General features: G+C 52.7%; 11 protein-coding genes and 1 pseudogene. 10 read left to right on the top strand and 2 right to left on the bottom strand.

What is annotated here, in order from left to right; genetic code table 11:
- The first annotated feature begins 102 nt into the window (after positions 1-102).
- The 3 genes from QMK20_RS17110 to QMK20_RS17100 all read left to right on the top strand — a co-directional run bounded on the left by QMK20_RS17110 (position 103) and on the right by QMK20_RS17100 (position 2752).
- Positions 103-867 carry a 16S rRNA (uracil(1498)-N(3))-methyltransferase gene (locus tag QMK20_RS17110; RefSeq protein WP_283652547.1) on the top strand — a complete coding sequence of 255 codons (765 nt, stop codon included), beginning with the start codon at positions 103-105 and terminating at the stop codon, positions 865-867.
- Position 868: 1 nt separating this feature from the next.
- Complete coding sequence (gene mtaB / locus QMK20_RS17105; RefSeq protein WP_283652546.1) at positions 869-2212, top strand: tRNA (N(6)-L-threonylcarbamoyladenosine(37)-C(2))-methylthiotransferase MtaB; 1344 nt, start codon at positions 869-871, stop codon at positions 2210-2212.
- A 105-nt stretch (positions 2213-2317) separates the two neighbouring features.
- Positions 2318-2752 carry an NUDIX hydrolase gene (locus tag QMK20_RS17100; protein WP_283652545.1) on the top strand — a complete coding sequence of 145 codons (435 nt, stop codon included), beginning with the start codon at positions 2318-2320 and terminating at the stop codon, positions 2750-2752.
- On the opposite strand, the gene QMK20_RS17095 is transcribed toward QMK20_RS17100, so the two are convergent.
- Entirely contained in the window at positions 2742-3764 is a 1023-nt protein-coding gene (locus QMK20_RS17095) for a Na/Pi cotransporter family protein (RefSeq protein WP_283652544.1), read from the bottom strand. The two genes, QMK20_RS17100 and QMK20_RS17095, sit on opposite strands and share 11 nt — an antisense overlap.
- Before the next feature lie 536 nt (positions 3765-4300).
- On the opposite strand from QMK20_RS17095, the gene QMK20_RS17090 reads away from it, so the two are divergent.
- The 6 genes and pseudogenes from QMK20_RS17090 to QMK20_RS17065 all read left to right on the top strand — a co-directional run bounded on the left by QMK20_RS17090 (position 4301) and on the right by QMK20_RS17065 (position 18850).
- Positions 4301-5677: a class I SAM-dependent rRNA methyltransferase gene (locus tag QMK20_RS17090; RefSeq protein ID WP_283652543.1), complete on the top strand. Its 1377-nt coding sequence runs from the start codon at positions 4301-4303 to the stop codon at positions 5675-5677.
- A 230-nt stretch (positions 5678-5907) separates the two neighbouring features.
- Positions 5908-9474: a helicase-exonuclease AddAB subunit AddB gene (gene addB / locus QMK20_RS17085; protein WP_283652542.1), complete on the top strand. Its 3567-nt coding sequence runs from the start codon at positions 5908-5910 to the stop codon at positions 9472-9474.
- Positions 9471-13565: pseudogene (addA, locus tag QMK20_RS17080) on the top strand (helicase-exonuclease AddAB subunit AddA). Before addB ends, addA begins: the two are co-directional and overlap by 4 nt.
- Before the next feature lie 48 nt (positions 13566-13613).
- A complete protein-coding gene (locus tag QMK20_RS17075; protein WP_283652541.1) occupies positions 13614-14798 on the top strand; it encodes an exonuclease SbcCD subunit D in 1185 nt (394 codons plus the stop codon).
- On the top strand, positions 14795-18193 hold the full coding sequence (locus QMK20_RS17070; protein ID WP_283652540.1) for an AAA family ATPase: 3399 nt from the start codon (positions 14795-14797) through the stop codon (positions 18191-18193). Before QMK20_RS17075 ends, QMK20_RS17070 begins: the two co-directional genes overlap by 4 nt.
- 264 nt (positions 18194-18457) lie before the next feature.
- Positions 18458-18850, top strand: a complete 393-nt coding sequence (locus tag QMK20_RS17065; protein WP_044645091.1) for a hypothetical protein — start codon at positions 18458-18460, stop codon at positions 18848-18850.
- Positions 18851-19064: 214 nt separating this feature from the next.
- On the opposite strand, the gene QMK20_RS17060 is transcribed toward QMK20_RS17065, so the two are convergent.
- The gene (locus QMK20_RS17060) at positions 19065-20012 is read right to left on the bottom strand and encodes a DMT family transporter (protein ID WP_283652539.1); all 948 of its coding nucleotides are present in this window, start codon (positions 20010-20012) and stop codon (positions 19065-19067) included.
- Between the two features lie 217 nt (positions 20013-20229).
- Here QMK20_RS17060 and QMK20_RS17055 point away from each other — a divergent pair, with 217 nt between their 5' ends.
- Positions 20230-21579: an aminotransferase-like domain-containing protein gene (locus QMK20_RS17055; protein ID WP_283652538.1), complete on the top strand. Its 1350-nt coding sequence runs from the start codon at positions 20230-20232 to the stop codon at positions 21577-21579.
- Positions 21580-21598: the final 19 nt, after the last annotated feature.

Here is a 21598-nt window from a genome sequence, read left to right as displayed (position 1 = left end):
ATGCGGGCGCAAAAGATGATATGATGGTGCTTGGTGATTTATTCGGATATTGTACAGAAAGCCAATGGATAACAGTTATTTTCAGAATAGGTGTGAGAGACAATGCAGCGTTATTTTATTCCGGCAGAGCAGTTTCTGGAAGACCATGTGATCGTGGCGGGTGAGGATGCGCGACATATTGCCAAGGTCATGCGCGGTCGTAGTGGTGACAAAATTATAGTCAGTGACGGGGTATCAAAGGAAGCGCTGGCTGCGTTGGATACGATAGAACAAGATCGTGTAACGGCGACGATAGTCGAGCCGCTGGAGATGACCTCCGAACCGCATGTGCAGGTCACCATTGCCCAAAGTCTTCCCAAGGGAGACAAGATGGAGACCGTTATGCAAAAATGTACAGAAATCGGTGCAGCGGGGTTTGTCCCGTTTTTGTCCGAGCGTACGGTCGTGCAGTATGATGCCAAAAAGGAAGGCAAACGGCTGGAGCGATGGCGCAAGATTGTAAAGGAAGCGGCTGAGCAAAGCCACCGTAACCGGATTCCGGAAATAAGTGCGCCGATGACGTGGAAAGAGCTGCTGGCTTCTTTTTCGCAGTATGATTTGATATGCTATTGTTATGAAAAAGAGCAGGGGCGGCAGCTACGGGACGTGATTCAGCCTTTGGCAGGACAATGGACGTCGATGGACAAGCCGCGTGTTCTGCTGATAGTGGGTCCGGAAGGTGGATTCAGCGAAGCGGAGAGCCTGGAGGCCGAGCAGGCCGGGGCGCAGTCTACGGGGCTGGGAAGACGCATTTTGCGTGCGGAAACCGCAGGTATGACTGCATTGGCTTGCATTTTATATGAGTCAGGAGAAATGGGAGGGGTTTAATATGCCGTCAGTGGCATTTTACACATTGGGTTGTAAGGTAAACTTTTATGATACAGAAGCGATTTGGCAGCTGTTCAAAAATGAAGGCTATGAGCAGGTAGATTTTGATGAGCAGACAGCTGACGTCTACCTTATTAATACGTGCACCGTTACGAATACCGGCGATAAAAAGAGTCGTCAGATCATTCGCCGTGCGATTCGTCGGAACCCAGATGCTATTGTGGCAGTGACGGGCTGTTACGCCCAGACTTCTCCTGCCGAAATTATGGATATTCCCGGTGTCGATCTCGTTATTGGTACACAGGATCGGGACAAAATTATTCCGTTTGTTCAGGAGATTCAAGAGTCGCGTCAACCTGTGAACGCTGTGCGCAACATTATGAAAACGCGCGTGTTCGAGGAAATGGATGTGCCTGATTTTGCTAACCACACACGTGCGTTTTTGAAAATTCAGGATGGCTGCAACAACTTTTGTACCTTCTGCATCATTCCGTGGTCGCGTGGTTTGTCCCGCAGCCGCGATGCCGCGAGCATTATGACTCAGGCGCGTCAACTGGTACATGCGGGTTATAAAGAAATTGTGCTCACAGGCATTCATACAGGTGGTTATGGTGACGACATGGACAATTATGATCTGTCCGATCTGCTGTGGGATCTGGAGAAGGTAGAAGGGCTGGAGCGTATCCGTATCAGCTCCATTGAAGCCAGCCAGATTGATGAAAAAATGCTTGATGTGCTGAACCGTTCCACCAAGCTGGTACGTCATTTTCACATTCCGCTTCAGGCGGGAGATGACACCGTGCTGAAACGGATGCGCCGCAAATACACAACAGAAGAGTTTTACAATAAAATGCTTATGATTCGCAAGGCGATGCCGGATGTGGCGATTACGACAGACGTTATTGTTGGCTTTCCTGGGGAAACGGACGAAATGTTCCGCAACGGTTATGAGCTGATGAAAAAAATTGGCTTCTCGGAAATGCATGTGTTCCCTTATTCCAAACGCAGCGGTACGCCTGCGGCGCGTATGGAGGATCAGGTGGATGAGGACGTGAAAAATGCACGTGTGCATGAGCTGATTGAACTGTCAGAGCAAATGCAGTTGGCTTATGCAGAAAAGTTTGTCGGTCAGGTGCTGGAGGTCATTCCGGAAGTTGCGCCGAAAGGGACCGAAGATAGCGGCATGCTTCACGGTTACAGTGACAATTACATTCAACTGGTGTTTGAAGGTACTAAGGATCTGGTTGGCAAGGTGTGCCGCGTGAAGTTGACGAAGGCGGGCGTTAATGAAAGTGAAGGCCAATTGGTCCGTGTGCTGGAGAATGGACTGCAAGCAGCCCTATAATAACTAAAAAAAGCCTGAATAGGCCATAGAGATGGCAAACAAGGATTTCGCCTTTCCTTACAGGGAGGACGGAATCCTTGTTGCGCAAGGAAAGGGGATTGCAGGATGGCAGAAAAAAAGGAAATTTCCGCCGGCGGTGTGGTGTACCGCAAACAGGGGGAGCAGCTTGAAATTCAGCTGATAACCGATCGATACGGCAAGGTCTCCTTGGCTAAAGGTAAAATGGAGCAAGGAGAAACGATCGAACAGACGGCTTTACGTGAAATTCGTGAGGAAACAGGGCTGAACGGACGGATTATCCAGCATGTGGATATGATTGCTTATACGTATCAGCATCCTGAATTCGGGGAAGTGGACAAGGAAGTCCATTATTATCTCGTAGAAGCACTGGATGGGGATTTACAGGCACAGATTGAAGAAATTAAAGGTGTTGCATGGCATACGCCTGAGGAAGCATGGCGTCTCCAGCGCCAAGGCGGATATGACAACAATGATGTCATTTTGAGCAAGGCGCTGTCCATGCTTGGAATTAACGTTTGATGATGTTGGGAGACATGCGATTCTCCAAACGTGTCCATACAGGTAAATAGCAGATTGGCAAGACAAGCAGAGAGCTGATCACGTTAAACAGGGTTTGAGCATGGGCGACCCTGGCTCCAGGCTCAGCAGATATCCAGGCGGCTGCCATTTCCAGCCCAGGGATCAGCGGCATAAACAGCAACGCCCCGCCTACGTTCAGCAGCACGTGGGACCAGGCCACAAATTTGCCGGACATGCTGCCGCCGACAGCCGCAATCAGGGCCGTCACGCAGGTGCCAACGTTGGAGCCGATGACGATGGCGATACCCACATCGACTGGCAAAGCTCCCGCAGCAGCAAGGCTGATCGCCATACCAATAACGGCGGCGCTGCTGTGAACCAGTGCGGTCAGGCAGGCCCCGGCTGCGAAGGCCCACCACATGTTGGCCGCGGCGTGGTCAAGAAACCAGCGGAACAGCCCGGCCTGCTCAATCCAAGGGCCGACTGTTTGCATCACTCGGATACCCGCAAGGATCAGCGAAAATCCGGCAAAGGCGAGGCTGATATATTGTACAGCCTGCGGTCGGCTGAGTTGATTGGGGCTGGATGGTGGCTCGGCAGACGCATACTGGCGGCTGGAGACAGCCTCGCCCCACAAGACGGCGGTGCTCCAGCAAAGCAGCGAGCCGCAGAGCAGTGGAACAGCCAGTTTGCCTAGCTGGAGCCCCATCAGCTCGGTGGTCAGGCAGGTACCAATATTGGTACCGAGGATGATGCCGAGCGTGCGGCCGTAGGTCAACAGCCCGGCGTTGACCAGTCCGATGGTCAGCACCGTGACAGCGGTGCTGCTTTGCAGCAGGGCGGTAATGCCTGAGCTGAACAGCATGCCCCGCCAAGGGGAAACGGTGGCCCGGTTTAGCCAGCGGGTGAGGAAGGGACCAGCCAAATGCCGGAGGGCCGCTTCCATCAGCTTCATCCCGCCCAAAAAAATAAGCAGCCCACCGGACAGCGGCAAAATAACATGAATAAACACGGGCGTTCCCCCTTTCTAAACCGTTTTACGTTGGCCAATTAAGGACGCTTCGTAGTCTATTTGATCTTACGATCGCTACGCTTCTCCAGATTCAAATGGACCGCTACGCTGTTACCTGCCTTTAAAGTGGAATGATGTTCCCCTGTGATTCACTCGGAATAAAGAACTTGAACCTAAGCAAAAAATTCTTTTCAAAACTGCTGAGACGCTTATGTAACAGCCTATGATCTGTCAAGGACAGCCATGACAAGCATGACCAAGCTGTTTTTTAGGAAAACGAAAATTTTTATAGAACTTCACAAGCTTTAAAAGTGTGACGTCGATATTAAGGCGGGCAGTAGCGGAGCGGTTCATTTGAATCTGGAGAAGCGGTAGCGTTCGCCTTTGCAGGGGGATTCTTACCATTAAAATTATTTGTAAAATCCAAGAATCCCATTGCAACAGCGATCGTAAGATCAAATGAATCGCGGAGCCGCGCCCCATCGAACCCCACACTTTTAACACTTTGATTAATCCAAGAATGGGAGTGAAGGACTTTGCCTTCAGTAATATTGGAACGCAGCCGCAAAAAAAGGCTGGAACACGCGCACCCCTGGGTGTTTAAAAATGAAATAGCCAAGGTGGAGGGTGAGCCGGAGGCGGGTGATCTGGTCAGTATCGTAAACCATCAGGGCCGTTATTTGGCAACGGGTTACTATAATCCGGCCTCGCAAATTACGGTGCGTGTGATGTCCTACGAGCCGCTGGAAGCGATGGATCAAAGCTTTTTTGCCAAACGGTTCCGCGATTGTCTGGAGCACCGTGAACGTTTTGTGACCGGGGGAGACGCGTATCGGCTGGTATACGGCGAGGCTGATTTTTTACCCGGGCTGATTGTAGACCGTTTTGGCGACGTGTTAGTCGTACAATTATTAACGCTCGGTATGGATCGCCGCAGGGAAGAAATCAGGGATGCACTTGTTGAAGTGATTGGCCCTGTTGGTATATATGAGCGCAGCGATGTATCCATCCGCGAGCTGGAAGGACTGGAACAGACCAAAGGGCCTTTATATGGCGACTGCCCACGTCATGTCGTGGTAACGGAAAATGGTTTGCGTATCAAGGTCGATATTGTAGAGGGCCAGAAGACAGGCTATTTCTTTGACCAGCGTGAGAATCGTGCGGCGATTGCTCCACTGATGACGGGCTGGGGAGGACGCAGCGGAATTACGCTACAGGAAGTAGCAGAACAGGGTGACGCTGGCACAGCGGTCATGAAGCCTGTGAACAGAAGCGGCAAGGTTGTGGAGTTCCCATTCTGGGATGGTGCAACCGTGCTGGAGTGCTTTTCACATACGGGAAGCTTTACGCTCAATGCCTGCAAATACGGTGCTAAAAAAGTAACCTGTCTTGATATTTCCGAGCACGCAATTGAAAGCGCACGGGATAATGTCAAGCTGAACGGTTTTGAGGAACGCGTCGAGTTTGTCGTGGACGATGCTTTCCAATATTTGCGCAATCAGGTTAAAGGCTTAGAGGAACGCACCGCGCGGGCCGGGGGAAAGGGGGATACTTCCAAGCCGCTCACAGCAGGGGGCGGACGTACCTTTGATGTAGTTATTCTTGATCCGCCGGCCTTTGCCAAAACAAAGAATGCGGTCAAAGGAGCTACGCGGGGATATAAGGATATTAATCTGCACGGGATGAAGCTGGTCAATGAGGGCGGCTATTTAGTGACTGCGAGTTGCTCATTCCATATGCGGCCGGAGCTGTTTCTGGACACGATTAAGGAAGCGGCGGCAGATGCCGGAAAAATCCTCCGTCTGGTGGATTGGAGAGCGGCTGGCAAGGATCATCCCCAAATTCTGGGTGTGGAGGAAGGCCATTATTTGAAATTCGCTATTTTTGAGGTGCGTAGCCGGACACAACTGTAGAATTCATACACAGTTAACCGCCTTTTGGGATAGCGGAATAAGTAGATTAGGCTCGTTTTATCAATAAATCAGTCCTGTAGAGAAGGCATGCACCAAGCCAACCTGCGGGACTGTTTGTTTTTTGAGGGAGGATAAAATGCTACAAGATGGCAAACGTACGTTCTTTTCTCCCTTGCCTCATATGCTATACTGTTTAATAGATTGTTGTTCGTCGGAAAGGAGGCCGCATCATGTCGGTCCGTTTGTTAATTGGCCGCTCAGGCAGTGGGAAAAGCACGTTAATACGTCGTGAAATGACGGCTATGCTACGCAAGAAACCGCTAGGTAAGCCTATGCTGTTGCTTGTGCCGGAGCAATCGTCATTTGCTTCCGAGCATGCGCTGCTTACAGAAGCCGGAAACGGTATTCAGGGGACGGTGCGCGCACAGGTCATGGGATTTCATCGTCTTGCCTATTTGGTCATGCAGGAAACCGAGGGTTCGGCGCTGGTACCTGTGACGGAGGAAGGCAAGAAGATGCTTTTATATAAAATTATTCGTCGTCGCAAAGATGAACTGAGTTTATTTAAGGATTCGGGAGACCAACTGGGCTTTGTGGATCGGTTAAATACGCTGTTTACAGAGCTGAAGCAGTACGGGAATGATACTCGGTCTGTACCGGAGCAACTGGAGCGAATGAATGCTGCGGGGGAATCCACTCCGATTTTACGCGGCAAGCTCAAGGACATCAGTTTGATTTATGAGGATTTTGAAAGAGAGCTGACGCTTAAATATATTGACGGCGAGGATACGCTGCGTATGCTGGCGGAGCAGATTGCTGAGTCGTCCATTGTACGTGGAGCGGATATTTGGATGGATGGCTACCGCAGGTTTACGCCGCATGAATACAAGGTGGTGGAGCAGCTCATGCTGCACGCTTCTTCGTTGACGGTCGCACTGACCTGCAATCGTAGCTACGAGAGTGGACAGCTTCCGCATGAGCTGGATTTGTTTCATCCTTCGGCGGCTACCTATGTAAAGCTTAAAGGGATGGCGGACGAGCTGATGATGGAGACGCAGACACAATTGCTGCGCCCTGATCCGCTTCCGAGATTTAAGGACCGCCCGGCGTTGGCGTATCTGGAGGCAGAGTTTGAACGACGTGCGGGATATCGGAACCAGGAACGACCCATGCCGCAGCAACAGATGCGGGAGCAATGGAAAGATAAGCAGCCAGAAGAAATCAAACTGTATGCCGCAGCGAACCGACGTGTCGAGCTGGAGGGCGCAGTGCGCGAAATGCGCCGCCTGGCCCGAGATGAGGGGGCACGTTATCGGGAAATGGCTCTGTTTGTACGCCAGATTGAGGATTATGAGCCGTGGGTGGAGCCGATATTTAAGCAATATGAGGTTCCGGTGTTTCTGGATCAGCGCAGAAGCGTATTGCATCATCCCTTGGTGGAAATGATTCGGGCTTCGCTGGATATCGTCCAGCGGCGTTGGCGGTACGAGGATGTATTTCGTGCGGTCAAAACGGATCTGCTGTTGCCACAGGATGGACGGGTCAGCCGCGAGGATATGGACCGTCTGGAAAATTACGCATTGGCCTGCGGGATACAGGGCAGCCGCTGGACAGACGGACGGCCTTGGCAGGCTGTACCCAGCCTTTCGCTGGAGCTGGAGGAACAGGAGCGGAACCGTCAGCGGGACGAAACGCTGGATCTAATGGAGCTGTGCCGCGATGTGATCGTGACGCCTTTACGTGCGTTTGAGAAACGTCTGGGTAAGGCCCGGACTGCACTTGAGAAGTGTGAAGCGGTGTATTTGTTGCTGGAGGATGCAGAAATTGGGCATAAGCTGGATAACTTGATCCATCAGGCCGAGGAAGCGGGAAATCCCGAGCAGGCGAAGGAGCACCGTCAGGTATGGGATGCGGTGCTTGAGCTGTTGGATCAGATCGTCGAAATGATGGGTGACGAGAAGCTGGACACTTCTTTATTTGCCGATGTTCTGGAAACGGGTCTGATAGAGTACCGTATGGGTCTTGTTCCGCCAGCTCTGGATCAGGTGCTGGTCGGAAACACGGACCGTACACGCGTTGCTGGTATTCAACATGTCTTTGTGCTGGGTATGAACGAAGGTGTGATGCCAGCTGTATTTCATGAGGATGGCGTGCTGAACGAGCAGGAACGCACCGCCTTGAATGAACGGGGCGTAGAGCTGGCGCCGGATATGACAAGACGTCTGCTGGATGAACGTTTTCTTGCGTATACGGCGCTCACGTCAGCCGGAAGCAGTCTGTGGATGAGCTATGCCGTGACCGACGAAGAGGGCAAGTCGTTGCTGCCGTCAGAGTTGGTACGGCATGTCCGTCAACTGTTCCCTGCTCTGGAAGAGCACCCGTTAGCTGCCTATCCTTTGCCTCGGGACCCATGGGCGACTCAATGGGAGTATGCTTCCCATCCGTCCGAGGCATTGCCACAGCTGATCGCGCAATTCCGGCAATGGCGGCATGGTGGAGAGATTTTATCTCCCTGGTGGGAGGTATACAACTGGTATGCGGGCCAGCAGGGGCGTGAAAGGGACAAGCTGCGTCAGTTGCTGACCTCACTTTTTTACGAAAATCATGCCGAAATGCGGAAAGAAACGAGTCGCCGTCTGTATGGCAGCAAGCTGCGTACCAGCGTATCTCGTATGGAACGTTTTGTCGCTTGTCCGTTTTCGCATTTTGCTTCCCATGGTCTTCGCTTGAAGGAGCGCCAAATGTATCGGCTAAAGGCACCGGATATCGGGCAGTTGTTCCATGCGGCGCTCGGAGAGATGGCGATGAATTTACGTAAACGAAACGTAAGTTGGGGGAGTCTCAGTACAGAGGAATGCCGACAAGAGGCGGAATCGACGGTGGAGCGTTTGGCCCCTCGTCTGCAAGGCGAGATTTTAATGAGCTCCAAGCGGTACGGGTACATTTTGCGCAAGCTGAAAGACATTGTGAGTCGGGCTTCGCTGATTTTGGGTGAACATGCGCGTAGAGGCAGCTTTGAGCCACTGGAGCTGGAGCTGGGCTTTGGGCCGGGAGAAAAGCTTCCTCCTCTGACCTTTCGACTGGACAACGGTGTGGTGATGGAAATCGTCGGACGAATTGACCGCGTGGATGTGGCAGAGGGAGAACAAGGCTTGCTTTTACGCGTCATTGACTACAAATCCAGCCAAAAGGATCTCAAGCTGCATGAAGTGTACTATGGCTTGTCCTTGCAAATGCTCACATACCTGGACGTGCTGCTGAATGCGGCGGAGGAATGGCTTGGCGAGACGGCTTATCCGGCGGGTACGCTGTATTTTCACGTCCATAATCCGATGTTGCAGTCGCCGAATGGTCTGAGCGCGGAACAGGCCCGTCAGGAGCTTCTAAAACGCTTCAAGATGAAAGGGCTATTGCTCGCGAATCGGGATGTGGTTGGGCAAATGGATACGGCATTGGACAAGGGGTATTCCTCCATTTTGCCAGTTGCGGTAAAGGCGGACGGCAGCTTTTACAGCAGTGCGTCTGTCGCTTCGCCGGAACAGTGGGATAGCCTGCTGGCTTCGGTACGCGATAATATCCGAACGATTGGGACACGTATGACAGAGGGCGACGTGGCGATTGAACCTTATCGTATCCAGCAAGAGACGGCATGTACCTTCTGTTCTTTCAAACCTGTTTGTCAATTTGATGACAGTCTGGAAGGTAGCGGCTACAACCAATGGGGGAAACCCGGCAAGGATCAGATCTGGGATTTGCTTGGTCATACGCAGGAAGGGAAAGGAGGAATGGACCAATGATAAGTACATCAGACACCAACGGCATACCCAAGCCGGAAGGCAGTATGTGGAGTGATGACCAGTGGCGTGCGATTTCTGAATCTGGCAACAACATGCTGGTAGCGGCAGCGGCGGGGTCTGGTAAAACAGCGGTGCTCGTAGAGCGCATTATTCGTAAAATCGCCGATCCGCGGCTCGGTTTCAGCGTGGATCGGTTGCTGGTAGCGACCTTTACAAAGGCTGCTGCCGCCGAAATGCGCCAACGTATACGTGAAGCTTTGGAACGTGTGCTGGAACAGGAGCCGGATAGTGAGCATCTACGTCGTCAGCTATCGCTGCTGAATCGGGCCTCGATTACGACACTTCACTCTTTTTGTATGGAGGTCATTCGCAGGCATTATCAGGCCATTCCTCTTGATCCCGGTTTTCGGATTATGAATGAGCATGAGACGGAATTGCTGCGGCAGGAGCTACTGGAAGAATTGTTTGAGGAAAAGTATGAGGCTAACGATGAAGGCAGTACATTCCGCAGACTGGTGGACTGGTTTAGCGGTGAGCGTACAGATGATGCGATGTATGTGCTTGTTCAGCGCTTGTACGATTTTTCGCAAAGTCATCCCTAGCCAGAGCACTGGCTGAGCGAGACGGCAGCAGCGTTCCGTGTACAGGATGTGGCGGCTTTGGGAGAAACTCCTTGGGTCCGCAGCATTTTGGCGGATGCGGCACTTTCGCTGCGCGGAGCAGCAAGCCTGCTGGAGCAGGCGTATGAAACGGCTATGCAGCCCGGCGGCCCTGCGCCCTATGCAGTGACGCTGCAAGAGGATACCGCGATGGTGAAGGGACTATTGCAGGAGCTGGAGACACAGCCGTGGGCATCGCTGTATGATCACTTTCAGATAGCGGCCTTCGGCAAGCTCAAGCCGGTCAAAAAGGATCAGACTGAGCCTGCACTACAGGAACGGGTCAAGGCGCTCCGTGAGGCAGCCAAAAAAATGATTATAGATATGAAGGCATCCCTGTTCGGCAGGAGAGCAGAAGCCTATTTGGAGGAACTGCATGCGGCGGCTCCTCTGATGGACGAACTGGTGGAAACCGTTATTTTATTCGGCGAACGATTTCAACAGCACAAGCAGTCTAAAGGGCTGGTGGATTTTGGAGATTTGGAGCACTATTGTCTAAAAATATTACGTCATCCCGACTCCACTCCGCACAGACTGCTGCCTTCAGACGCTGCGCTTGAATACAAGGAGCAATTCGACGAGGTACTGCTGGATGAGTATCAGGATACGAATACGGTACAGGAGGATATCGTCAGGCTGGTATCCCGTGAAGAGCCGGGTAACCGTTTTATGGTAGGGGACGTAAAGCAGAGTATTTATCGGTTTCGGCTGGCGGAGCCGGGTCTGTTTTTGAACAAATACCAGCGATACGGTATGCAGGAACAGGAAGATGGCTTTTTAGTTGATCTGGCGCGTAATTTCCGCAGTCGGGTGGAAGTCGTCGATGCAGTCAATCTGGTGTTCCGACAAATCATGAGCGTGGATGTGGCGGAAATTGAATACGATGAACGGGCATGGTTGGCGCATGGTGCTTCCTATCCTGAACAGACGGAAAAGGATGCCACATCCCCGTATGCACCTGAACTGCTGTTAGTTGATAAAGGCGGGCGCGGTCTTTCGGAGGCTCCGGAACTGTCCGAAACGGGTGATGAACCCGCTTTACAGGAAGGCGAAATGGCTGAGCTTGCGGAGCTGGAAACGGCACAATTGGAAGCTCGCGCAATCGCGCAACGGATTAAGGAGCTGACGGGAGATACAGGCCAACCGCTGTTGATTTATGACAGAGGGTTAAAAGCGATGCGTCCGGCAGTCTTCGGTGATATTGTCATTTTGCTCCGTTCGGCAAGCATATGGGCACCGCTGATTGTAGAGGAACTGCGTCTTGAGGGCATTCCGGCATCCGGGGAGCAGACGACAGGCTTTTTCAAAGCAACGGAAGTTGAGGTGATGCTGTCTCTGCTACACATTATTGATAATCCGCAGCAGGACATCCCGCTGGCATCTGTGCTTCGTTCACCGATTGTAGGCTTGACCGAGGACGAGCTGGCACAAATCCGGCTGGAGAAGCCGGACGGACTATTTTATGGCGCTCTGCTTGCGGCGGCTGAGGCTGACCATACACAGGATAGCGAAAATAGAACGTCCAGCGACATGCTGGAATTGGAGCTTCTCGCAGGAGATTCGAGAGATGCCTCTGATATGGATGACAGAAATAGCGGAAATACGTTGCCTGCCCGACTGCATTCGTTTTTGCGCGATTTGGAAGCGTGGCGGCAGGAAGCAAGACAAGGCAGCTTGAGTGCATTGATTTGGCGTTTGCTGGAGGAAACGGGATATCTGGATTGGGTAGGTGGATTGCCTGGCGGCTCCCAACGTCAAAGCAATTTGCGGGCGTTATATGACCGGGCGAGACAATATGAGACTTCAACCTCTAACCGGGGCTTGTTCCGGTTTTTGACCTTTATTTCCCGTTTGCGAGAGCGAGGCGGTGATTTAGGATCATCCAGTGGCGGTACTGAACCCGATCAGGCTGTGCGCATTATGACGATTCACAAAAGTAAAGGACTAGAATTTCCTGTTGTGTTCATCGCGGGAACGGCTAAAATGTTCAATCAGCAGGATCTGAATGCGCCGTTTCTGATGCATAAGGAGCTGGGGTTTGGTCCCAAATATGTGGAGGAACAAAATCGGGTCAGCTACCCGACGCTGCCTAATTTGGCGATCCGTCGACGCTCCCAGCTGGAGCTGTTGGCTGAAGAAATGCGGGTGCTGTACGTGGCGCTTACGCGTCCACGTGAAAAGCTTATTATGACCGGAACGGTAAAGGATCTTGCTGCACGCGCTGCGGGTTGGGCACGTGCCAAAGAGCATACGGAGACAGTTTTACCCGATTATATGCTGGCGGCAGGCCGCAGTTATCTGGACTGGGTAGGTCCTGCGTTGATCCGACATCCTTCTGCTGCTGTACTGAGGGAAGCGGCAGGGGATCAGGAGGGGGACTATCACAGGCTGGAAACTATGCCGGGCGGGGATTGGCTATTTAGAATCATAGCTTCGGAGACTCTTTCCGGCTCTCGTTTGAATTCGGACCCTGGGGAAGAGACTGTTAATGAAGAGCGTCAGCAGAAGACGGTAGCGTTGAAAAATGCCGAGCCGATCGACAAAAGGTGGCTCTCATCCGATTCCGTATCCAATAGCCCAGCAGATATGACAACAAGGGCTGATGCAGATATTGCCGCTGCGCTTTCCTGGTCCTATCCGTATGAACGGGCAAGCAAGACGGCGGCGAATACATCGGTTACCGAAATGAAAAGATGGCTAACGATGCAGGAAGCTGGATCGGAAGATTGGCTGAATCTGTCTTCTTTTCAAGTAGCAGAGTTACCAGAGGAGATGGAAGATTCTCAGACTGGGGGAAATCGATTGCACTTGCGCAGACCCAAATTTATGGGCAATCGGCAACTGACGCCAACGGAGCGTGGAACGGTATACCATACGCTGTTCCTGCATTTGCCGCTGGGTGGTGTGATGAACGCCGAGGTGATTGAGGAAACGAAGGCCCGTCTGCTGAACCAGCGCTTATTGCTGGATGTTCAGGCAAAGGCATTAGATACGGATAAAATATTGCGCTTCTTCACCAGCGAGCTGGGTCGCAGATTGCTGGAGGCATCCCATGTTCAGCGTGAGCTTCCGTTCACCTATACGATAGGAGTCGCTGATTTTTGGAGCCGCAGCTTGCCGTCGATGCTGTCTGCACAGGAAATAGAGTCAGGAGCCGAGCAACAGGAGGAAAACATGACGTCAGAGCCTGGCCACGATGATAGAGTGCTGATGAACGGGATTATTGACTGTCTTTTTGAAGGGCCAGAAGGGCTGGTTTTGCTTGATTACAAAACAGACCGGGTTTCCGAATATAGGACGGTGCCTCATTTAACGGAGCAATATCGTTTTCAACTGGAGCTGTACGCACATGTGATCGAAGATATTACAGGTACAAGGGTTGCTGAGAAGTGGTTGTATTTTCTGGAGGCTGGAGAAAGTGTGCGGTTGTAGTTATTTAATATTTAATGGACGAAATGAAAAGGAGAGAGGAGGAACAGCATGCGGATTTTGCATACGGGAGATTGGCATTTGGGGAGAACGCTGGAAGGGCGCAGCCGTTTGAAGGAGCAGGAGGCGTTCCTGGAAGAATTGGCGAAAATGGCTGACGATCAGCAGGCAGATCTGATTATGATGGCTGGAGACGTGTACGACTCGGTCAATCCTCCAGCCGCTGCCGAGCAGCTATTTTATGAAACGTCTGCCCGTTTAACGGCTGGAGGAAGACCGCTGGTCGTTATTGCGGGGAATCATGATCAGCCGGAACGGGTATCCTCGGTTACGCCGCTAGTGAGTCAGCGCGGAATTACGTTGCTGGGGCTGCCCAGCGGGGAAGCGGTGCGGATTCATACACCGCGTACAGGAGAAATGGCATGTATCGCAGCCTTGCCTTATCCTTCGGAGTCCCGCCTGAATGAGCTGTTGTCCGAGGACGGAGACGAAACGGTGTTGCGAGAGGCTTACAGCCGTCGTGTGGGGATGCTGATGGCACAGCTCGGTACGGCGTTTCGGCCTGATACCGTTAATCTGTCCATGAGCCACATTTATGTGCTTGGCGGGCTGGAGTCGGATTCGGAGCGTCCGATTCAGGTCGGGGGAGCCTATACAGTAGACCCGTCTGCGTTGAGCATCGGGGCGCAATATACGGCTTTGGGGCATTTACACCGTCCCCAATATGTGAAGGGTGACGGGCTGATGCGCTATAGCGGATCTCCGCTGGCTTATAGCTTTTCCGAAGCAGGGCAGGCCAAATCAGTCACGCTCATTGACGTGGTCGCAGGCAAGCCCGCACAGGTCGAGGAGCTGTACATTACGAGTGGACGGCCTTTAGTGAAATGGCGTGCACGGGGAGGTCTGGAAGAGGTGTATCGCTGGCTGGACGAAGGGCTGGATGCGGACGCCTTTATTGACCTGGAAATTACGCTGGAGGAAGCGATGTCTCTGGGAGATATTCAGCGGCTGCGTAAAAGCCGTGAAGGCATCATTCACATCCGCCCGATGTATCCTGAAATGGCGGCAGCACAGCTGGAACATCAGCGCTCAGAGCTGCCGGTTCACGAGCTTTTTCGGGCTTTTTATCAACGGCAAACTGGCGGCGCACAGCCGGATGACGGATTGGTGCAGCTATTTTTGGAGTTGGTGGAACAGGATGATGCAAGGGACCAGGCCGAGGAGGAGGATGTATGAAACCGATTCTTCTGAAATTGGCGGGGTTGCAAAGCTACCGGGAGTCGCAGGAAATCCATTTTGATGAGCTTACCGAAACCGGACTATTCGGGATCTTTGGCCCGACAGGCAGTGGTAAATCGACGTTGCTGGACGCGATTACGTTGGCTATGTACGGTAAGGTGGAGCGGGCGATGAATGGAACACAGGGCATTATGAATCATGCCGAGGATACGCTGTCCGTTGCGTTTACGTTCGAATTGATGTCAGCCCAAGGACCTCGTCGTTATCGTGTGGAGCGCCGATTCAAACGGGCTGGAGGCGTATCGGTGAATAATACGCTTAGTCGATTTATCGCGTTCACAGCGGACGGCGAGGAAGTTCTTGCTGACAAGGTGCAGGACGTGACGCGTTGTGTCGAGGAGTATATCGGCCTGAAAATGGACGACTTTACACGTGCTGTTGTATTGCCACAGGGGAAGTTTGCCGAATTTTTATCTTTAAAGGGCAGTGAACGGAGACAGATGCTGCAGCGTTTGTTTCATTTGGAAAAGTACGGAGACCAGCTCGCACAGAAGCTGAGCCGCCGTGTGAAGGACAATGACGCTGCACTGAAAGCGCTGGAAGCGGAGCAGCAGGGTCTGGGCGATGCGGGTGCCGAAGCGCTTGAACAGGCAGAGCAGCGTCTCAAAGAGGCTTTTGCCCATGCAGAGGCCTCTCGCCGTGAGCTGGAACGGGTGTCGCGCGAGACGGAAGCGTTGAACAAAATCCGTGAGCTGGTCCTAGAGCGTAGCCGCCGGGGGAACGAGTTGGAACAACTGGCGGCATTGGAGCCGGACATTGCTTTGCTGGAGAGCAAGCTCCGTCAGGCCTCCGCAGCCGAGGCATTGCTGCCTGCGCTGACAGATTGGAAGGAAGCCGCTGCCGAAGCGGATAAGCGCCGGAAGGCGGCGGAAGAAGCGGCGGTGCAGGCAACATCGGCGCAGGAGGCTGCGGTTGTGTCTGTGCAAGCAGACGAGCAGGCCCGGCAAGCTCTGGGTGCAGAGGAATCGAAGCTGTTGCTTCGAATCGACCAGTTGGAGCAGGCGCTGCAATTGGAGCGTGATACGGAAGCGTTGCGGACAGAACGGGACCGTCTGGCAGCGGAGCTTGCGCAGAGTGAGCAAACCCTTGCTACATATGCCGAAGGACTCGCCAAGGAACAAGAGCTACAGGCGCGAGGATCGAAGCGGCAGCAGGAGCTTCAACAGGAATTGAAGCAAAATGAAGTGCGTGCAGATGAACGACGAATGCTTCAAGAGGCCGTGCAACGGCTGCAACAACTGGAGACGGCGGATGAGCAGCTACGCGAAGCAGAGCAGGATTGTGTCACGCAGGAACAAAGGCTTGCCCAGGCTGACGAACGCCTGAAGCTGACGGAGCAGGAGACACTTGAGACGGAGGGACGTCGTTCCGCCCTTGCCGCACAGACGGCTGAGGGCATCGAGGCGCTGCTCACGCTGGAGGCAGAGGTCACCGCCGATGTGTCGGCGCTGGCTGCCGAGGAAGAGCAGCTGCGCCATAAGCTGCGCGCCGAAGAGCTAGGCCGCCTCGCGCAGCACCTCGCCGCCGAGCTGCGCGAGGGCGAGCCGTGCGCGGTGTGCGGCTCGCTGCACCACCCCGCGCCTGCGGCCACCGCGGCCCATGGCGCGGATGCCGCTGCGCCGGACGAGCTGCACCGCCTGCGGCTGGGCTTGCAGGAGCTGCGCCTTACGCTGCGCCAGCAGCTGCACGAGCAGCGTAGCCTACTGGCGCAGCCCGCCGCCGCAGACGCCAGCGGCGCGGCCGCCACGGGCGAGCCGGCCGCGCCCACCGCCGCTCCAGCGCCGCCGCGTGGTGCCGCCGCTTGGGCGGAGCGCTGCGCGGCGCTGGAGCAGGCGGCCGCCGAGCTGGCCGCCCGTGCGCGTGCGCTGCCTGCGGAGGCGCACGCGTTACGCGAGGCGGACGCCGCCGGACAGCAGCGGCGTATCCGCGCAGCTGCCGAGCAAGAGGCGGCTGTCGCAGCGCTGACGCAGGCGCGGAGCAAGCGCGAGGCATGCACCACGCGCAGCGGGGCATTACGCGCCGAATGGGCAGCGCAGCTGCCGGACGTGGCGCTGGGCGAAGCCGCGGAGCGTTATCGCGCCATGCAGGAGCGCGATACGCGTGCGGAAGAGCTGCGGTCCCGGTTGGAGACGAGCGTGACCTTCCTCGAAGAGAAGGCGGCGCGTGTTCAGCAGATCCAGCAGAGCATCATCGAGGAAGACAAAATCATTATTGCCCGTCGTACCGGACTTCAGAATAAAGATGACTCGCTGCGCGAAAAAATGGTCCAGCTTCGTAAGTGGGTTGGAGAAGACCCTGCGGCTTCCTTGCTGGAAGAAGCGAACTCGCGCCTTCGAGGGCTGAGAAACGGAGCCGAAGCCGCCGCACGCCGCCGCGCTGAAGCGGAGGAACGCAAGCAGCAAGCCGTTCATGCTTCGCTGATTGCCCGGCAGGCATCTGATTCGGCAGAAGAAAGACGGCAGGTATCGGAGTCCCGCTGGAGCAGTCGTCTGGAAGCCTCCCCTTTTGCTACCGAAGCAGAGGTCGTGGAATGCTGTCTCGGGCCGGAGGAAGCTGCACGTTATGAACGTGCAGCGAGTCTGCACCGGGAACGTGAAAAAGAGCTGTCCTCCCGTTTAAAGCATGTGGAAGAACAGCTGGATGGAGCAACAGTGACCGAGGAACAGTGGGAAACGGCCGCAGCCCAGCTGCGTGATTGCCGTACACGTGACGAAGAGGCGCTTCAAAATCGTGCCAAGGCTGAGCGTGATTTGGAGGATTTGCAGCATCGGCATGTCCGCTGGATGGAGCTGGAGTCCAATCGCGCTCATTTGCGCAGCGAGGCAGAAAAGATGTCCAAGCTCCAGTCCGTTTTCCGGGGCAACGCTTTCGTGGAATACATTGCCGAGGAGCAGTTAATGCAAGTCAGTCAGTCGGCTTCACGCCGTTTACGTTTTCTGACCAAGCAGCGTTATGCGCTAGAGGTAGACTCCAGCGGTGGCTTTGTCATTAGTGACGATGCCAACGGCGGAGTCAAGCGTCCGGTATCGACCTTGTCCGGCGGTGAAACGTTCCTGACCTCCTTGTCGCTCGCACTCGCGCTGTCGGCCCAGATTCAATTGCGCGGCCAATACCCGCTGCAATTTTTCTTTCTGGATGAAGGCTTTGGAACGCTGGACCCTGAACTGCTGGACACGGTGATCACCTCGCTGGAAAAGCTGCATCACGATCAACTGTCAGTCGGCGTGATCAGCCATGTGCCCGAGCTGCGGGCCCGTCTGCCGCGCAAGCTGGTCGTTCTTCCCGCAGAGCAGGCTGGAGGCGGCTCCCGCGTGGTTATGGAAACATTTTGAAGCGACGTGATACAGATCACAGATACAGTTTCAAAGTGTTGTTATAATACAGCTAAGCCGACAAGTTAATCATACAGCACCCCGGCGGACGTATGCTGCGGAAGGAAACTTCCCGTCATACGTCCGTTCAGAGGGGCTCTACCAAGAGCCTCCGGGGTGCTTCTTTTTTTGTTTGCAAGCCGGAATTCGCCCAATTTGATGTAGCACATAGCCCATTTTTGAATAACATACGGTATACATGCAAGAGCCTAGGAGGAAACAACCATGGAAAAAAGCATGACCAACGAAAAAGGGACTGCACCAGAAAAAATGGATGCTAAAACGCTATGTCAACAGCATATGCACCGCTACGTATGCGTATGGGTGAAGGATGGAACGATGTATGATGGAATTGTGGAGCATGTGGATGATGAAAAATTATATTTGGCAGTTCCCGTGGGTGAAGCAGAGAACGTAAATCTTCCTTATCCGCCTAACAACTGCGGCTGCGGTTCCCGTGCTTACGGCGGCTTTGCATCCTACCCGCCATATCCGTACCCAGCCCCGGTACCCGGCATAGGCTACGGATATGGTTTCCCATATGGACGTCGGCGCTTTAACCGTCTGATCCTGCCGCTTGCTGCGCTGACCGCAATCAGCCTGCTCCCTTATTATTAAACCCCTGCCTTTTTAATCGCCATAGTGTGGTCATCATGACATACTTAAGGCTGCTTCTTCCGCCAAGAAGAAACAGCCTCTTTTTTTACCTGAGGATTTTGCAAAATCCTGATCTATGTCATTCCAAATCTAATCTCAGCCTGCCACCTACCTCATAACATGCCCTCAGCTATCTCGACAATCATTCTTTTCCAGCTCACTTCTCTATGAGCGATTACGTCTTAAGCGTGTCTGCACGAAGCGGTACTGTCTTTTTCCGGCCCAAATAATTGGTTCCGATCACCCCGGCTATGATCAGTAACGAGCCAATCAGATGGTACACTGTTATTTCTTCGCCAATAACCAAAGCCCCGGCTGCGATAGACACGATGGTCGACAGATTGGTAAATACGCTCATTTTCGATGCCTCTATTTTGGACAAAGCATAATTTGCAGTCAGTGAAGTGATAAGCGAGGCCACCACGCCAAGATATATAATGGACAATACGAAAGTGCCGTTGCCGGACAATGCGACAAACTGGCTCAGCGTTCCACCTTGAATATGTTTCGTGAGCGATACGGCCAAAAACGTAATAAACCCGATGCCCATCATAAAATAACTGATTTCCGCCGGACTAAAATGCTTCGACAGAGAGCGTGCCAAAACGCTGTATCCGGCAAAAGCTACACACGTCAGGAACAGCATGGAGAGCCCGCCCAAATTGGACAAGTTAAAGCTGCTCCCTTTCATGATAAAGATGAACACAACGCCGAACACAGATAAAAAGATCGACAGCTTCTGTAAAAGGGTCGTTGTTTCTTTTAAAAATAGGGAAGCAATGATCATCGTTACAACGGGTGTGAAGGCATACATAATACCTCCCTCAGCGGAAGTTGCGTGTTGTAATCCAAATGCTTGTAGCGTGAAAAATCCCAACGGGTACATCAAAGCCAGCAGCAGCGCTTTAAATATGGGTTTGCCCCGATAAGATAACTTGACCCACCCCAAGGCCACCGGAATCGACAGAACTATAAAAGAAGCCGCAAACCGATAAGTCAGCGTATCGATGGGATGGGCATGCACCAGTGCCATTTTAGTAAATAAAAACGAAAATCCAATAATTGCAGCATTCAGCACCGCAAAAAAATAAGCCAGTTTTAATCCTTTTGTTTGGGTGTCCATAAGTTGCCTACCTCTCTTTCATGCTTCGGGACCATGTTTGCGAACGTCCTCTCCGATGAACTAAAGGTACAACAATGGACGAGCCTGTGGGATATCAAATTATCATAACTGTATCGGTACAATTTTATAAAATGGGGCATCCTTGTTATCCATAAAGCATGTTAATATCAACCGTATAAAGAAGTAGGAAGTGAAATAAACAGGCAGGAGGATCATTGTGAAAAAATATTTTTCGATTTTATCGGATATAGAGCTTAAAATCCGCGAGGGGCAATACATCTCGGGTCAGAAGCTGCCTTCTATCCGAGATGCTTCAGAGTTGTACGGGTGCAGCAAAAGCACGATTTTGCGGGCATACGCCGAACTTGAAAAAAAACACGCCATCTATTCCATTCCGCAAAGCGGATATTATGTGGTGGAGAACTCCGGAGATTTGCGTCATAGCCGTAGCCATATTCAGGCCTCGATTGATTTCGCTTCGGCCTCCCCGGATTTAAACGTATTTCCGTATCTGGACTTTCAGCACTGTCTGAATCAGGCCATTGATACGTACAAATATCATCTGTTCACCTACGGAGATTCGCAAGGACTGGAGACATTGCGTCATACGCTTGTTTCTCACTTGGCCGATAATCAGGTATTTGCAAAAATGGAGCGGATTATCGTCACTTCTGGTGTTCAGCAGGCGTTGGAAATCCTTGCAAAAATGCCGTTTCCAAACGGCAAAAAGACGGTTTTGGTGGAGCAGCCGAGCTACGATATTTATTTGCGTTTTCTGGAGGGAGAGAGTATACCCGTCAGCACCATCGCCAGAACAGCGGCAGGTATGGATTTGCAGGAATTGGAGAACCAATTTAAGAACGGGAGCATCAAGTTTTTTTATACCATGTCAAGATATCATAATCCACTGGGGACCTCCTACAACACAGAGGAACGCAAGGCTATAGCCGCATTAGCTGCCAAATACGATGTGTTCATCGTGGAGGATGATTACATGGCTGATTTGGGAATCGACCACCTGTTTGATCCTATATATGCGTACGATCAGACAGACCGTGTTATTTATTTGAAAAGCTTCTCGAAAATCATTTTCCCCGGCTTGCGCTTAGGCGTGGCGGTTTTGCCGGAAACCCTTTTAAAGACGTTCAGCGCATACAAAAGATACGTCGACACCTCCATCTTATCTCAAGCCGCACTTGATATTTATATTAAAAATGGAATGTATGAACGCCACAAGCACACGATATGCAGCCTGTATGCGGAACGCATTCGCATTTTAAACCAGGCAGTGGAGCGATATAATCAGGACGGGGTGATTGAAGTGTCGGCTGTAAGCTCGGGAGTGTATATGCAGTTGAAGCTACCCCGGACGGTGAACATGGAGCGTTTGGTACAGCGTCTTGCCGCGAGGAAGGTGCTGGTGGTATCCGGTAAAGGATTTTACTTATCCGATTATAAGGAACACGAAAAGTTTTTACGCATCAGTATTTCGCGTGCTCAGCCGGATCAAATTGATGAAGGGGTAAAAGCTATTATAGAAGAAGCGGGAAGAGGGAACTGGTATTAAGCCCCTTTTTCCGTTATGA

The organism is Paenibacillus sp. RC334, assembly GCF_030034735.1.
Lineage (GTDB): Bacteria > Bacillota > Bacilli > Paenibacillales > Paenibacillaceae > Paenibacillus > Paenibacillus terrae_A.
This window is presented reverse-complemented; position numbering and strand designations above follow the sequence as displayed.

What these genes read in the sequence shown, in the direction of transcription:
- QMK20_RS17060 (WP_283652539.1), bottom strand. Translation starts at nt 20,012, where the DNA reads ATGGACACCCAAACAAAAGGATTAAAACTGGCTTATTTTTTTGCGGTG.
- QMK20_RS17070 (WP_283652540.1), top strand. Translation starts at nt 14,795, where the DNA reads ATGAAACCGATTCTTCTGAAATTGGCGGGGTTGCAAAGCTACCGGGAG.
- QMK20_RS17100 (WP_283652545.1), top strand. Translation starts at nt 2,318, where the DNA reads ATGGCAGAAAAAAAGGAAATTTCCGCCGGCGGTGTGGTGTACCGCAAA.
- QMK20_RS17110 (WP_283652547.1), top strand. Translation starts at nt 103, where the DNA reads ATGCAGCGTTATTTTATTCCGGCAGAGCAGTTTCTGGAAGACCATGTG.
- QMK20_RS17065 (WP_044645091.1), top strand. Translation starts at nt 18,458, where the DNA reads ATGGAAAAAAGCATGACCAACGAAAAAGGGACTGCACCAGAAAAAATG.
- mtaB (WP_283652546.1), top strand. Translation starts at nt 869, where the DNA reads ATGCCGTCAGTGGCATTTTACACATTGGGTTGTAAGGTAAACTTTTAT.
- addB (WP_283652542.1), top strand. Translation starts at nt 5,908, where the DNA reads ATGTCGGTCCGTTTGTTAATTGGCCGCTCAGGCAGTGGGAAAAGCACG.
- QMK20_RS17075 (WP_283652541.1), top strand. Translation starts at nt 13,614, where the DNA reads ATGCGGATTTTGCATACGGGAGATTGGCATTTGGGGAGAACGCTGGAA.